The 13,611-nt window shown below is 70.3% G+C and carries 15 protein-coding genes; 5 read left to right on the plus strand and 10 right to left on the minus strand.

The window, feature by feature from the left end:
• The first annotated feature begins 122 nt into the window (after positions 1-122).
• Entirely contained in the window at positions 123-1,157 is a 1,035-nt protein-coding gene (locus ACF1CT_RS14915; RefSeq protein ID WP_391784231.1) for a hypothetical protein, read from the plus strand.
• A gap of 188 nt (positions 1,158-1,345) precedes the next feature.
• Positions 1,346-1,876, plus strand: coding sequence for a chloramphenicol phosphotransferase CPT (cpt, locus tag ACF1CT_RS14920; RefSeq protein WP_391784484.1), 531 nt, complete (start codon positions 1,346-1,348; stop codon positions 1,874-1,876).
• On the opposite strand, the gene ACF1CT_RS14925 is transcribed toward cpt, so the two are convergent.
• The 10 genes from ACF1CT_RS14925 to ACF1CT_RS14970 all read right to left on the minus strand — a co-directional run bounded on the left by ACF1CT_RS14925 (position 1,869) and on the right by ACF1CT_RS14970 (position 10,578).
• Positions 1,869-2,066, minus strand: coding sequence for a hypothetical protein (locus ACF1CT_RS14925; RefSeq protein WP_391784500.1), 198 nt, complete (start codon positions 2,064-2,066; stop codon positions 1,869-1,871). The two genes, cpt and ACF1CT_RS14925, sit on opposite strands and share 8 nt — an antisense overlap.
• 326 nt (positions 2,067-2,392) lie before the next feature.
• Complete coding sequence (locus tag ACF1CT_RS14930) at positions 2,393-3,787, minus strand: hypothetical protein (protein WP_391784485.1); 1,395 nt, start codon at positions 3,785-3,787, stop codon at positions 2,393-2,395.
• 172 nt (positions 3,788-3,959) lie between these two features.
• Complete coding sequence (locus ACF1CT_RS14935; protein WP_391784232.1) at positions 3,960-4,313, minus strand: metal-sulfur cluster assembly factor; 354 nt, start codon at positions 4,311-4,313, stop codon at positions 3,960-3,962.
• Complete coding sequence (gene sufU / locus ACF1CT_RS14940; protein ID WP_072483050.1) at positions 4,310-4,765, minus strand: Fe-S cluster assembly sulfur transfer protein SufU; 456 nt, start codon at positions 4,763-4,765, stop codon at positions 4,310-4,312. The genes ACF1CT_RS14935 and sufU overlap by 4 nt, the downstream gene beginning before the upstream one ends.
• Positions 4,766-4,791: 26 nt before the next feature.
• Positions 4,792-6,048: a cysteine desulfurase gene (locus tag ACF1CT_RS14945; protein WP_391784233.1), complete on the minus strand. Its 1,257-nt coding sequence runs from the start codon at positions 6,046-6,048 to the stop codon at positions 4,792-4,794.
• On the minus strand, positions 6,045-6,809 hold the full coding sequence (gene sufC, locus ACF1CT_RS14950; protein ID WP_391784234.1) for a Fe-S cluster assembly ATPase SufC: 765 nt from the start codon (positions 6,807-6,809) through the stop codon (positions 6,045-6,047). The genes ACF1CT_RS14945 and sufC overlap by 4 nt, the downstream gene beginning before the upstream one ends.
• Positions 6,810-6,816: 7 nt before the next feature.
• The gene (locus ACF1CT_RS14955) at positions 6,817-7,134 is read right to left on the minus strand and encodes a bifunctional 3-phenylpropionate/cinnamic acid dioxygenase ferredoxin subunit (protein WP_351524751.1); all 318 of its coding nucleotides are present in this window, start codon (positions 7,132-7,134) and stop codon (positions 6,817-6,819) included.
• Positions 7,134-8,315, minus strand: coding sequence for a Fe-S cluster assembly protein SufD (gene sufD / locus ACF1CT_RS14960; RefSeq protein ID WP_391784235.1), 1,182 nt, complete (start codon positions 8,313-8,315; stop codon positions 7,134-7,136). The genes ACF1CT_RS14955 and sufD overlap by 1 nt, the downstream gene beginning before the upstream one ends.
• 59 nt (positions 8,316-8,374) lie before the next feature.
• Positions 8,375-9,796 carry a Fe-S cluster assembly protein SufB gene (gene sufB, locus ACF1CT_RS14965; RefSeq protein ID WP_391784236.1) on the minus strand — a complete coding sequence of 474 codons (1,422 nt, stop codon included), beginning with the start codon at positions 9,794-9,796 and terminating at the stop codon, positions 8,375-8,377.
• A complete protein-coding gene (locus tag ACF1CT_RS14970; RefSeq protein WP_391784237.1) occupies positions 9,793-10,578 on the minus strand; it encodes a helix-turn-helix transcriptional regulator in 786 nt (261 codons plus the stop codon). The genes sufB and ACF1CT_RS14970 overlap by 4 nt, the downstream gene beginning before the upstream one ends.
• Before the next feature lie 100 nt (positions 10,579-10,678).
• Between ACF1CT_RS14970 and ACF1CT_RS14975 the strand changes: the two genes are divergently transcribed.
• From ACF1CT_RS14975 to ACF1CT_RS14985, 3 genes are all read left to right on the plus strand, one after another.
• Positions 10,679-11,605 carry an ABC transporter ATP-binding protein gene (locus tag ACF1CT_RS14975; RefSeq protein ID WP_391784238.1) on the plus strand — a complete coding sequence of 309 codons (927 nt, stop codon included), beginning with the start codon at positions 10,679-10,681 and terminating at the stop codon, positions 11,603-11,605.
• Complete coding sequence (locus ACF1CT_RS14980; RefSeq protein WP_391784239.1) at positions 11,602-12,369, plus strand: ABC transporter permease; 768 nt, start codon at positions 11,602-11,604, stop codon at positions 12,367-12,369. Before ACF1CT_RS14975 ends, ACF1CT_RS14980 begins: the two co-directional genes overlap by 4 nt.
• Positions 12,370-12,477: 108 nt before the next feature.
• The gene (locus ACF1CT_RS14985; protein WP_391784240.1) at positions 12,478-13,491 is read left to right on the plus strand and encodes a heme A synthase; all 1,014 of its coding nucleotides are present in this window, start codon (positions 12,478-12,480) and stop codon (positions 13,489-13,491) included.
• The last annotated feature ends 120 nt before the right edge of the window (positions 13,492-13,611 follow it).

The following is a 13,611-nucleotide window of genomic DNA, read 5'->3' on the forward strand; positions in this document are numbered from 1 at the left end:
CGCGCCGGCCACGCAACCCGACTGCACACGCGGTTGACGCTGTCCGGAAGTACACTGGGGGGGGGGGGGGGGCGCGGGGGGGGGGGGGGCCGCCGGCCCCCCCGAGGGGTTGGGGCGGCTGGATGCCTCCCCCGCCGAAGCCGGGGGTGATACCCCTGGCGCCGCTGAAACTGGGGGACATACTCGGCGGCGCCTTCAGCACGATGGGACGCCACTGGAAGCAACTGCTCGGGGTGGGCGCGGCGGCGTACGGCGGGACGCTGGTCGTCGTGGCGATCGCGGCCGTGGTCGCGTACTCCGCGGCCGGCGACCCCCTGCACCGGATCCTCGCGCTCAGCGCCGACGAGGACCCCGCGTCGAGCGACCTGGTGCCGGTGCTGATCGGTCTGGGCGCCGTCTGGCTCATCGGCACCCTCACGTTCCTGATCGCGACGGCCGTGGTCTACGCGGCCGTGCCCGCGGTGCTCCAGGAAGCGGTGCTCGGCCGGCCGACCACCTTCTCCGAGGTGTGGCGCCGCGCCTGGTCCCGCGTGCCCTCGCTGATCGGGACGGTGATCCTGATGGGCCTGATCATGATGGTCCCGGTCGTGCTCCTGATGGTCGGTTTCTTCGCCCTGGTGATCGGTGCGATCACCCTGTCCGACGGCTCAGGGGCCATGCTGTGGACCCTCTTCGCGTTCCTGGGCGCCCTGGCCGTCGCTCCGGTGTCCGTCTGGCTCTGGGTGAAGTTCAGCCTGGCCCCCTCGGTGGCGGTCATCGAGGGGCAGGGCCCGGTCATGTCCCTGCGCCGCTCGTCGCACCTGGTGCGGGGCGACTGGTGGCGAGTCTTCGGAATCGGCCTGCTGGCCTTCCTGATGGCCGGCTTGGCGAGCTATGTGATCCAGATCCCCTTCACGTTCCTCGGCGTGTTCTCCGGCGTCATCGGCGGTGCGGGCCTCGACGACGACCCGAACCCGGCCGCGATCGTCCTCGCCATGAGCGGCTATGTGGTGATCATGGCCCTGGGCCAGTTGGTCGGCCAGTTCATCGCCACGGCGTTCCCGCAGCTGGTGACCGGCCTCCTCTACATCGACCGGCGCATGCGCACGGAGAACCTGGGCCCGGTCCTGGCCGAGGCGGCGGCCACGCCCCCGGACCACGGACCGTACGGCCCGTAGCACCGGGCGCCGCCCCCGTCCCAGCCGACGAGCGAGTTCTTCGGCGTCGGTGCGCAGAGCTCGTCGCGCTCCGGGCCTCCCCACACGCGTGTCCGGCGCTCCGACCGGGAAGGCTCGCCGGGTCGTGGCGGACGGTGCACGGAAAACCGTTTCGGGCGTTGCCCTGGTGCCTCTACTGTGGCGCGGTGATGACTCAGGTGATCGTTGTCAACGGCGGTTCCAGCTCAGGGAAGTCCGGGATCATCCGGTGCCTGCAGGCCGTGCTGCCGGATCCATGGCTGGCCCTCGGGACGGACACACTGATTGAGGCAATGCCGGCGTCCATGCAGGCCTCGGACGCCGGGATCGAATTCGCCCCGGACGGAGAGGTGATCGTCGGTCCTGGGTTCCGAACGCTGGAGGCGGCCTGGATCGCGGGGGTCGCCGCGATGGCCCGTGCGGGCGCCCGGGTGATCGTCGACGAGGTCTTCCTCGGCGGGGCGTACTCACAGCAGCGATGGCAGAAAGCGCTGGGTGAACTGCGGGTGCTGTGGGTCGGCGTCAGGTGTGACGCTGCGGTGGCCGCAGGCCGCGAGGTCGCACGAGGTGACCGGACCGTCGGGATGGCCGCCTCCCAGGCGGAATTGGTCCACCGGGGCGTGACATATGACCTGGAGATGGACACCACTCATGCGGAGGCGATGGAATGCGCACGCGCCATCGCCGCGCGTGTCAAGTGATCGACGGCGCGGCTTCCTGCCGCTCCGGCTGCGGCGCGAGGACGCGTCGGGCCGCGGTGGTGAGGTGGCGTCCGCCCCAGCGAGTGCCTTTCCCGCCCGGGGTGCGGGCGCCTTCCTTGCGCCGGGCGGCGAGGACATCGGGGTGGCGGGCGTCGGCGTCGCGCCGCCCGGCACCCCCGTCACGGTCCACCGGCACATGGACCGCGGTGGACCGGAGGGGATCGAGCGCACGAGGGAAGCGGTGACGACCGCCGCGAAGGCGCGGCAGCGTCGTACGCGGCCTCGGACATCCCGCGCCGGAAGGCGTTCGGGGAATGCGGCGCCGAGCTCGCCGCGGAGCACCTGCCCGTCGAGGACGGCGCGCCGGAAGCGGGCCGGCGACGGAAGGTCGTGGGCGTCGACGACGGCGCCGTGGAAGAAGAGGGCCGTCCCCGCGATTCCGCCCCGCGGGCACGGCCGCTCACCGGAGCGGATCACCGGGCGCCCCGCGTCACTGCCGCGCACGCCCGCGATCCGTCAGCCGCCGACGGTGAACCAGACGGCCCGGGACTTCTTCCACTCCGCGTGGTCGAGGTCCTTCGCCTCCGTGCCGTCCCCGTACAGATCGGCCGAGCCGGAGTCAGTGACCAACTGCGCCCGGACGCCCGGAACCGTCAGGTCCGGAACCTCCACGACGGACTCCCAGCCGCCCGGGTCGCCGGTCGGCAGATCGACCCGCTTGACCGGCGCGTGTCCGGCGACACCGTCCCAGCTGTAGAGCGCGTACGGATCGGAGTTGTCGTCGGCCGCCCAGGAACCGGCGACGATCAGGTACTGGTCGGCGGCGTTCTTCCGGATGTCGCGGATGCTGAGCCCGCCGAGGTCCAGCTCGATGGGCTCGCCGACGACCGCCTCATCCCCCTTGCCGGCCACCTTGTCGAAGTTGGTGACGGGCACGATCAGGGCCTTGCCGCCGGACTTCGGCGGCACCAGCGGGGCCCGGAAGCCGAGGTACGCGGTGGTCGTGGAGCCGGGCGCGAACTCCAGGCCCTCGATGTTGAACCCGTCGATCTGCTTGGGGACCTGGCCGTCGGCCGTCCCCGCGGCGAAACCGTAGCGGTCGCCCTGCCTCTTGTCCCAGGCGACGAGGTCGTCGCGGAGCTTCCTGTACGAACCGCCCACCGTCAGCCGGGTGTCGGCGCCCGCCCCGGTCACCTTCGTGGTGAACACGGTGTTGCGGTCGGACTTGTACGTGCCGCTCTTGTTGTTGCCGAGCGAGCCGGTCCAGTAGATGGTGTTCCCGACCCGGGTCCCGGCCTCGATGTCGATCTCCTTCGACACCCCGAGGTCCGCGCCCACGTCCCAGCTCCGCACGGGGCCGCCCGATGCCGAACGGTCGTACAGGCGCAGCGTGTTGGACTCGTCGTCGGCGACGACCGCGTAGCCGTCGCCGACGTCCACGGCGGCCGAGGCGTCCGAGGAGCCGGTGAAGTAGCGGGTGTCGGCGGCGTCGCGCACGGCGGCCGACGCGGCATAGTGCAGCTTCTTCGTGGCGGTCTTCCCGCCGAGCCCGGTGACCTTGATCGTGAGGTCGGTGTAGCCGCGTCCGCGGGCGGCCACCGACAGCGTGCGGGTGGCGCCCGTCCCGGTCACGGCCACGTCTGCGGTGCGGGCGACGGACGATGCGGAGCTGGCGGACGCCGCCACCGTGAGCGCCCCGGTGTCGGCCCCGCTCTGCGCGACGGTGACGGTGACCACCGGGTCGCCCGTCGCCCCCACCGCGCCCGAGAGGTAGGAGGCCGAGAACGCGATCGTCGGCGTGCCGTAACCCGCCGCGTGCGCGGGGGCGTTCAGTCCGACGGCGGTCAGTGCGAGAACGGTGCTCGCGGCGGCGGCCACCCGGCGCCCGGGGAGCGAAAGCTGATGCAGCACGGCATGCCTCTCGTCGGCGTGATGTCGCGGGTAGGTTCCGGTACCCAGGACAACAGCGGACACACCTCGTGCGTACGGACGGCGAAGAGACGGCGAACGGCCCCCGTCAGGAAGGCAATTCCTGCCGGGGGCCGTTCGCCGTCGGTGCGGTGCGCCGGGATCGGCGGGGCGATCAGACGTTGAAGCCCAGCGCGCGCAGCTGCTCGCGCCCGTCGTCCGTGATCTTGTCCGGACCCCACGGCGGCATCCAGACCCAGTTGATCCGCAGTTCGTTGACGATGCCGTCGGTCGCCGACTTCGCCTGGTCCTCGATGACATCGGTCAGCGGGCAGGCCGCGGACGTCAGCGTCATGTCGAGGGTGGCGATATTGGCGTCGTCGATGTGGATGCCGTAGATCAGCCCCAGGTTGACGACGTCGATGCCCAGCTCGGGGTCGACGACGTCGTACAGGGCCTCGCGGACCTCCTCCTCGGAGGCCGGCTTGATCGCCGGGGTCTGGTCGGATGCCACCGTGTTCTCGCTCATGCCGTCTTCCCTTCGGACAGCGCCTTCGCCGTCGCGTCCTTCCACGCCATCCAGCTCAGCAGCGCGCATTTCACCCGGGCCGGGTACTTGGAGACGCCGGCGAACGCTACCGCGTCCTCCAGCACCTCCTCCATCGCGTCGTCCGGCTCCAGCTGACCCTTCGACTGCATCAGCTCCAGGAAGGTCTCCTGGATCTTCTGCGCCTGGCCCAGCTCCTTGCCGACCAGCAGGTCGTTCAGCACGGACGCGCTGGCCTGGCTGATGGAGCAGCCCTGTCCCTCGTACGACACGTCGGCGATGGTCTCGCCGTCGTACTTCACCCGGAGAGTGATCTCGTCGCCACACGTCGGGTTGACGTGGTGCACCTCGGCGTCGCCGTCCCGCAGGCCGCGCCCGTGGGGGTGCTTGTAGTGGTCCAGGATCACTTCCTGGTACATGGAATCAAGCTTCACCAGTCAACCCTCAGCCGCTCGCCCAATTATCCGAAAAAGTTCCGTACGTGCTCCAGGCCGTCCACCAGGGCGTCGACCTCGGCGGGCGTGGAGTACAGATAGAACGACGCTCGCGTCGTCGCAGGAATTCCGTACCGCAGGCAGACAGGTCGTGCGCAGTGGTGCCCGACCCGGACCGCGATGCCCTGCTCGTCGAGCACCTGGCCCACGTCGTGCGGGTGGATGTCACCGAGGGTGAAGGAGATCGTGGCGCCGCGGTCCTCGGCCGTCGCCGGACCGATGATCCTGAGGTCCGGGACCTCCAGGAGACGCCTCACCGCGTACTCGGTGATCGCCTGCTCGTGCCGGTGGATCTTCTCCATGCCGATCGCCGAGAGGTAGTCCACGGCCGCGCCGAGGCCGACGGCCTGGGCGATCGGGGGCGTACCCGCCTCGAACTTGTGGGGTGCGGGAGCGTATGTCGACGAGTGCATCGACACGGTCTCGATCATCTCGCCGCCGCCGAGGAACGGAGGCAGGTCCTCCAGGAGCTCCTGCCGTCCCCAGAGCACTCCGATGCCGGTCGGGCCGACCATCTTGTGGCCGGTGAAGGCCACGAAGTCGGCCTGCAGCGCCTGCACGTCGAGCACCATGTGCGGGGCTGCCTGCGAGGCGTCGATGCAGACCAGCGCGCCGACCTGCTGGGCCCGGCGGACGATCTTCTCGACCGGGTTGATCGTGCCGAGGATGTTCGAGACCAGCGTGAAGGTGACGATCTTCGTCTTCTCGGTGATGATCTCGTCGATGTTCGACAGGTCCAGGCGGCCTTCGTCGGTGATGCCGAACCACTTCAGCTTCGCGCCGGTGCGCTGCGAGAGCAGCTGCCAGGGCACGATGTTGGAGTGGTGCTCCATCTCCGTGGTGACGATCTCGGTGTCCTGGTCCACCCGGTAGGGCTCGTCGGCCCAGCCGAGCATGTTGGCCACGAGGTTCAGCGACTCGGAGGCGTTCTTGGTGAAGATCACCTCGTCGCGGCTGGGCGCGTTGATGAACGCGGCGACCTTGTCACGGGCGCCTTCGTACAGCGCCGTGGCCTCCTCCGCGATCGTGTACACACCGCGGTGCACATTGGCGTTGTGCCGCTCGTAGTACTCGTTGACGGCGTCGAGGACCTGGCGCGGCTTCTGCGAGGTCGCCGCGCTGTCCAGGTAGACGACCTTCTTCCCGTCGTGGACCGTCCGATCCAGCAGGGGGAAGTCCTTGCGGATCGCCTCGGTGTCGAGGAGGCCCGGCAGCTGTGTCACGCGGAAGCGCCACCCTTCACGTATGCCTCGTAGCCCTCGTTCTCCAGCTTGTCGGCGAGCTCGGCGCCGCCGGACTCGGCGATGCGGCCGTTGGCGAAGACGTGCACGAAGTCGGGCTTGATGTAGCGGAGGATCCGCGTGTAGTGGGTGATCAGCAGGGTGCCGACCTCGCCGTTCTCGCGGACCCGGTTGACGCCCTCGGAGACGACGCGCAGGGCGTCGACGTCCAGGCCGGAGTCGGTCTCGTCGAGGATCGCGATCTTCGGCTTGAGGAGCTCCAGCTGCAGGATCTCGTGGCGCTTCTTCTCGCCGCCGGAGAAGCCCTCGTTGACGTTGCGCTCGGCGAACGCCGGGTCCATCTGGAGTCGCGCCATCGTCTCCTTGACCTCCTTCACCCAGGTGCGCAGCTTGGGCGCCTCGCCGCGGACGGCGGTGGCGGAGGTCCGCAGGAAGTTGGAGACCGAGACACCGGGGATCTCGACCGGGTACTGCATGGCGAGGAAGACACCGGCGCGAGCGCGCTCGTCGACCGACATCTCCAGGACGTCCTCGCCGTCCAGGGTCACCGAACCGCCGGTGATCGTGTACTTGGGGTGGCCCGCGAGCGAGTAGGCGAGGGTGGACTTGCCGGACCCGTTGGGGCCCATGATGGCGTGGGTCTCGCCCTGCTTCACGGTCAGGTCGACGCCCTTGAGGATCTCCTTCGTGGCGTTGTCGGCCTCGACGGAGACGTGCAGGTCGCGGATTTCAAGCGTTGCCATGGGTGACTCAGGACTCCTGGGTGACGGAGACGAGCACATCGTCCCCTTCGATCTTGACGGGGTATACGGGGACGGGGCGCGTCGCGGGAAGGCCGGACGGCTTGCCGGTACGGAGGTCGAAGCTGGAGCCGTGCAGCCAGCACTCGATCATGCAGTCCTCCACCTCTCCCTCGGACAGCGAGACGTTCGCGTGCGAGCAGATGTCGTTGATCGCGAACACCTCGCCCTCGGTGCGGACGACGGAGACCGGGACGCCGTCGAGTTCCACCCGCTTCGGGGTGTCCTCCTCCAGCTCGCTCAGCGCGCACACTTTGACGAAGGCCATCAGACGGACGCCCTCAGCTCGGCCTCGATCTTCTCCAGCAGCCGCGCCTCGACGTCCGGCAGCCCGATCTGCTGGACGAGCTCGGCGAAGAAGCCGCGCACGACGAGCCGACGGGCCTCCTCGGCCGGGATGCCGCGGGACATCAGGTAGAAGAGCTGCTCGTCGTCGAACCGGCCGGTCGCGGAGGCGTGGCCGGCGCCGACGATCTCGCCGGTCTCGATCTCCAGGTTCGGCACCGAGTCGACGCGGGCGCCGTCCGTGAGGACGAGGTTGCGGTTCATCTCGTAGGTGTCGGTGCCCTCGGCGGCGGCCCGGATCAGCACGTCGCCGATCCACACCGCGTGGGCGTCGTCGCCCTGGAGCGCGCCCTTGTAGGCGGCGTTGGACTTGCAGTGCGGGGTGTTGTGGTCCACCAGGAGGCGGTGCTCCTGGTGCTGGCCCCGGTCGGTGAAGTACAGGCCGAACAGCTCGGCCTCGCCGCCGGTGCCCGCGTAGCTGACGCGCGGGTGGAGGCGGACGAGGTCGCCGCCGAAGGTGACGACGATCGACTTGAACGAGGCGTCCCGGCCGACCAGGGCGTTGTGCTGGGCGACGTGCACGGCGGACTCGTCCCAGTCCTGCACGGAGACGACGGTCAGCTTCGCGCCGTCACCGAGGACGTAGTCCACGTTGGCGGCGAGCACCGCGTCACCGGTGTGGTCGATGACGACGACGGCCTCGGCGAAGGCACCCAGCTCGACGACCTGGTGGCCGAAGGCCACGCCGCCCTCGCCGTGCACCGCGACCCGGATCGGCTCGGTGAGCACGGCCTCCTTGGCTACCGTGATCACGGACGCCTGCTCGAAGGACGTGTACGCCTGGGCGGCGACGCGGTCCACCGGGGTGCCGGCCCTTCCGAGCCGGGAGTCGTCCCGGCCGACGGTCTCGACCGTGACGCCCTCGGGGGCGTCGATGGCGACCTTCACGCCGCCGCCGGTGGCGACCGCGGTGCCGTCGTGGAGTCCGCGCAACCGGTCCAGCGGTGTGAACCGCCACTCCTCCTCGCGGCCGTGCGGGACGGGGAAGTCCGCGACGTCGAAGGACGGGGGCGCGCTCATGCGCGTGGCGACGGTGGACTCGGCGGCCACCGCGAGGGAACCGGTGGTGGCGGATCCCGCCGGGATGTTCTGAGCCTCAGCCATGGCTGTCGTGGTGCTCGCTTTCTCAGTGAAGTGTCCGGGGATTCGGTCGTCGGGCCAAGTCAGCCGACCGAACCCTCCATCTGCAGCTCGATCAGCCGGTTGAGTTCGAGCGCGTACTCCATCGGCAGTTCCTTGGCGATCGGCTCGACGAAGCCGCGCACGATCATCGCCATCGCCTCGAACTCCGTCAGACCGCGGCTCATCAGGTAGAAGAGCTGGTCCTCGGAGACCTTGGAGACGGTCGCCTCGTGCCCCATCGACACGTCGTCCTCGCGGACGTCGACGTACGGGTAGGTGTCGGAGCGCGAGATCGTGTCGACCAGCAGGGCGTCGCACAGGACGTTGGACTTCGCGCCCGGCGCGCCCTCGCCGATCTCGATCAGACCCCGGTAGGAGGTGCGTCCGCCGCCCCGGGCCACCGACTTGGAGACGATGTTGGAGGAGGTGTTCGGCGCCATGTGGACCATCTTGGCGCCGGCGTCCTGGTGCTGGCCCTCGCCCGCGAAGGCGATGGACAGGGTCTCGCCCTTGGCGTGCTCGCCCATCAGGTAGACGGCCGGGTACTTCATCGTGACCTTGGAGCCGATGTTGCCGTCGACCCACTCCATGGTCGCGCCCTCGTAGGCCACGGCGCGCTTGGTGACCAGGTTGTAGACGTTGTTCGACCAGTTCTGGATCGTGGTGTAGCGGCAGCGGCCGCCCTTCTTCACGATGATCTCGACGACCGCGGAGTGCAGCGAGTCGGAGGAGTAGATCGGGGCGGTGCAGCCCTCGACGTAGTGGACGTAGGCGTCCTCGTCGACGATGATCAGCGTCCGCTCGAACTGGCCCATGTTCTCCGTGTTGATACGGAAGTACGCCTGGAGCGGGATGTCCACGTGGACACCCTTGGGCACGTAGATGAACGAGCCGCCGGACCACACTGCCGTGTTCAGCGACGCGAACTTGTTGTCGCCGACCGGGATGACGGTGCCGAAGTACTCCTTGAAGAGCTCCGGGTGCTCCTTCAGCGCGGTGTCGGTGTCGAGGAAGATGACGCCCTGCTCCTCCAGGTCCTCACGGATCTGGTGGTAGACGACCTCCGACTCGTACTGCGCGGCGACACCGGCGACCAGGCGCTGCTTCTCCGCCTCCGGGATGCCGAGCTTGTCGTAGGTGTTCTTGATGTCCTCGGGCAGGTCCTCCCAGGACTCCGCCTGCTTCTCCGTGGAACGGACGAAGTACTTGATGTTGTCGAAGTCGATGCCCGACAGATCGGAGCCCCAGTTGGGCATGGGCTTCTTGTCGAACAGCCTGAGGCCCTTGAGGCGCAGCTTCAGCATCCACTCGGGCTCGTTCTTCTTCCCCGAGATGTCGCGGACGACATCCTCGGAGAGCCCGCGCTTGGCCGCGGCGCCTGCCGCGTCGGAGTCGGCCCAGCCGAATTCGTACGTGCCCAGACCCTCGAGTTCGGGGTGGGCAGTCTCCGTGGGGAGCGTCATGCGGGGTTCCTCCCGGCCGTGCTTGCAGATGCTGATGAGGTGGTCTGTGGTGCTGTGTGACCGCTGCGCGGGATGTACGTCGTGCACACCTCGTCGCCGTGGGCGATGGTGGCCAGACGCTGCACATGCGTGCCGAGGAGGCTGGAGAAGAATTCCGTCTCCGCCTCGCACAGCTGCGGATACTGCTCGGCGACATGGGCGACCGGGCAGTGGTGCTGGCACAGCTGCTCGCCCCGTTGCGGGCCGGGCGCGCGACGCGCCGTAGCAGCGTACCCGTCGGCGGACAGGGCCTTGGCCAACGCCTCGGTGCGCGAACCGGGCTCCGCGGCCTCGACCGCGGCGCGGTACGCCCCGGCCTGGGCCTCGATCCTGGCCCGCGCGAAGGCGGCGACCGCCCCGTCGCCCGAGGTCTCGGCGATCCAGCGCAGTGCGTCCGCGGCGAGCTGGTCGTACGACTGGTCGAAGGCGTCCCGGCCGCAGTCGGTCAGGGCGAACACCTTGGCCGGCCGGCCTCGGGTCCGGGCCCCGTACACCCGCTGCTCGCGGGCCTCGACGACGCGATCGGTGACGAGGGCGTCGAGATGCCTGCGCACCGCGGCCTGGGTGAGCCCGAGGCGCCCCGCCAGCTCGGCGACGGTGGACGGGCCGTGGTCCAGGACGGAGCGCGCGATCCGGTTGCGCGTCGGGCGCTCGCCGGTCGCGAGTTCCTCCCGGGGTGTCTCCCGCTTGGCCTCACCGTTTTTCACAACGCCATTGTTGCGTAATTCATCTCGCCCTGACAACCACGGTCCGAAACGATCTACGGTGCGCTTCATCACTTAGGGTCACCTAATTCGGCCCCGGGAACCGGGGGCCCCGCGCGCCGCCCTAGACTTACCGGCCATGAAGAGCGAGCCGGTCGTCCAGATCCGCGGGCTGGTGAAGCGGTACGGCCGCAGGACCGCGGTGGACGGCCTCGACCTGTGCGTCCGCGCCGGTACGGTCACCGCCGTCCTCGGCCCCAACGGCGCCGGCAAGACCACCACCGTCGAGACCTGCGAGGGATACCGCCGCCCTGACGAAGGCACGGTACGCGTCCTCGGCCTCGACCCCGTCGCCGACGCGGCGCGGCTGCGCCCCCGGATCGGCGTGATGCTCCAGTCGGGTGGTGTCTACTCGGGCGCGCGCGCCGACGAGATGCTCCGCCACATGGCCAAGCTGCACGCCGACCCGCTGGACGTCGACGCCCTGATCGAGCGCCTCGGCCTCGGCGGCTGCGGCCGCACGGCCTACCGCCGGCTCTCCGGCGGCCAGCAGCAGCGGCTCTCCCTGGCGATGGCCGTGGTGGGCCGCCCGGAGCTGGTCTTCCTGGACGAGCCGACGGCCGGCCTCGACCCGCAGGCCCGCCGCTCCACCTGGGAGCTCGTGCGCGAACTGCGCGCCGACGGCGTGTCGACCGTCCTGACCACGCATTTCATGGACGAGGCCGAGGAGCTCGCCGACGACGTCGCCGTCATCGACGCGGGCCGGGTCATCGCCCAGGGCAGCCCCGAGGCGCTCTGCCGCGGCGGCGCCGAGAACACCCTGCGCTTCACCGGCCGCCCCGGCCTCGACCTCGGCTCCCTGACGAAGGCGCTGCCCGACGGCGCGGAGGCGGCCGAACCCACCCCCGGCACGTACCGCATCACCGGCGACGTCGACCCGCAGCTGCTCGCCACGGTCACCTCCTGGTGCGCGCGGCACGGGGTGATGCCCTCCGGCATCTCCGTGGAGCGGCACACGCTGGAGGACGTCTTCCTGGAACTGACCGGCAAGGAGCTGCGCGCATGAGCGCCGGTACGTACGCACCGCGGCCGGGCGCCGCCCCGCTGTCCCGCATGATCGGCGCGCAGGCGGCGCTGGAGACGCGGATGCTGCTGCGCAACGGCGAGCAGCTGCTGCTGACCGTGATCATTCCGACACTGCTGCTGGTGCTGTTCAGCGCGGTCGACATCGTGGACACCGGCGCGGGCAGCTCCGTGGACTTCCTGACGCCCGGCGTCCTCGCGCTCGCCGTGATGTCGACGGCCTTCACCGGCCAGGCCATCGCCACCGGCTTCGAGCGGCGCTACGGGGTGCTCAAGCGGCTCGGCGCCTCACCGCTGCCGCGCTGGGCGCTGATGACCGCCAAGACCCTCGCGGTGCTGGTCACCGAGGTGTTGCAGGTGGTGCTTCTCACGGTGATCGCCTTCGCACTGGGCTGGTCGCCGCACGGCAACCCGTTCGCCGTCCTGCTGCTGCTCGTGCTCGGCACCGCCGCCTTCTCCGGGCTCGGGCTGCTGATGGCCGGGACGCTGCGGGCCGAGGCCACGCTCGCCGCGGCCAACCTGGTCTTCCTGCTGCTGCTGGTCGGCGGCGGGGTGATCGTGCCGCTGGACAAGTTCCCGGACGCCGTGCAGTCGGTGCTGGGGCTGCTGCCGATCGCGGCCCTGTCGGACGGGCTGCGCGACGTCCTCCAGCACGGGGCGGCGATGCCGTGGGGCGACCTCGGCGTCCTCGCGGTGTGGTCGGTGCTCGGACTCGGCGCGGCGGCGAGATTCTTCCGCTGGGAGTGAGCCCGACGGCCCCGGCCCTGTGCCCGGCGTGAGTCCGCTCCATCGCCACGTGGGTGCATTCACGCAAGTCGTCCCCCTCGTGAAAGCTTGCACAAGCGGCCGCCTACGATGGTGCGCGTGCCCAAGCTGACCCGAGCCGAAGTCGCTCAAGCCGCGCGGAACCCGCTCCTCTACATTGCCGAACGGTGGACTCCGACAGCCCGCACGGTGCGCCGTGCCGCCCTGTCGGCCGTCTTCATGTCGGTGGCCATCGTCGTGACCGGTGGTGCGGTGCGGCTGACCGGCTCCGGCCTCGGCTGCCCCACCTGGCCCAAGTGCACCGACGAGAGCCTGACGGCGACGAGCGAGATGGGCTTTCACGGCGCCATCGAGTTCGGCAACCGGATGCTGACGTACGTGCTGTGCGCGGCCGTCGGCTGGGCGATCATCGCGGCCCGGTCGGCGAAGCCCTGGCGGCACAGCCTCACCCGGCTCGGCTGGCTGCAGTTCTGGGTGGTCATGGGCAACGCGGTGCTGGGCGGCATCGTGGTGCTGGTCGGCCTCAACCCGTACACGGTCGCGGCGCACTTCCTGCTCTCCACGGCGCTGCTCACGGTCGCGATGGTGATGTGGCAGCGGGTCGGCGAGGGCGACGAGGAGCCCCGGCCGCTGGTGGGCAAGGCGGTGTCCCAGCTGACCTGGCTGCTCGTGGTGGCGGCGGGGCTGCTGATCGCGGTCGGCACGGTCGTCACGGGTGCCGGGCGGCACGCCGGTGACTCCAGCGATGTCCACCGCATCCCGATCGACTGGAAGATGATCACGCAGCTGCACGCCGATCTGGCCTGGGTCGTGGTGGCGCTGACGGTCGCCCTGTGGTTCGTGCTGAAGGCCGTGGACGCGCCGGTGGGCCCGCGGCACCGGACCCGTGACCTCTTCCTGGTCCTGCTGGGACAGGGCGTGATCGGTTACGTGCAGTACTTCACGGACACGCCGGAGATCCTGGTCGGGCTGCACATGTTCGGCTCGTGCCTGGTGTGGATCGCGGTGGTGCGGGTGCTGCTGTCGCTGCGCGAGCGCCCCGTGGCCGTTCCCGCGGTGCCGGGCCCCGCCCTCGAACGGCCGGAGCCGGCCGCCGCGGGCTGAACCGGGCCGGGCCCCAAAGGTCCTTCCCCCCTTGTACGCCGGGGGCCGGCGGGGGGGGGGGGGGGGGGGCGCCCCCCGCCGCGCCGCGCCCCGGCGGGGGGGGGGGGGGGGGCGGGCGGG

The organism is Streptomyces sp. NPDC014734, from assembly GCF_043083325.1.
In the GTDB taxonomy this organism is placed as follows: domain Bacteria; phylum Actinomycetota; class Actinomycetes; order Streptomycetales; family Streptomycetaceae; genus Streptomyces.

Bases quoted from the DNA above. Each gene is read 5' to 3' on its own strand.
- ACF1CT_RS14915 (WP_391784231.1), top strand. From the start codon at position 123: ATGCCTCCCCCGCCGAAGCCGGGGGTGATACCCCTGGCGCCGCTGAAA.
- cpt (WP_391784484.1), top strand. From the start codon at position 1,346: ATGACTCAGGTGATCGTTGTCAACGGCGGTTCCAGCTCAGGGAAGTCC.
- ACF1CT_RS14935 (WP_391784232.1), bottom strand. From the start codon at position 4,313: ATGAGCGAGAACACGGTGGCATCCGACCAGACCCCGGCGATCAAGCCG.
- sufC (WP_391784234.1), bottom strand. From the start codon at position 6,809: ATGGCAACGCTTGAAATCCGCGACCTGCACGTCTCCGTCGAGGCCGAC.
- ACF1CT_RS14955 (WP_351524751.1), bottom strand. From the start codon at position 7,134: ATGGCCTTCGTCAAAGTGTGCGCGCTGAGCGAGCTGGAGGAGGACACC.
- sufD (WP_391784235.1), bottom strand. From the start codon at position 8,315: ATGGCTGAGGCTCAGAACATCCCGGCGGGATCCGCCACCACCGGTTCC.
- sufB (WP_391784236.1), bottom strand. From the start codon at position 9,796: ATGACGCTCCCCACGGAGACTGCCCACCCCGAACTCGAGGGTCTGGGC.
- ACF1CT_RS14975 (WP_391784238.1), top strand. From the start codon at position 10,679: ATGAAGAGCGAGCCGGTCGTCCAGATCCGCGGGCTGGTGAAGCGGTAC.
- ACF1CT_RS14980 (WP_391784239.1), top strand. From the start codon at position 11,602: ATGAGCGCCGGTACGTACGCACCGCGGCCGGGCGCCGCCCCGCTGTCC.
- ACF1CT_RS14985 (WP_391784240.1), top strand. From the start codon at position 12,478: ATGGTGCGCGTGCCCAAGCTGACCCGAGCCGAAGTCGCTCAAGCCGCG.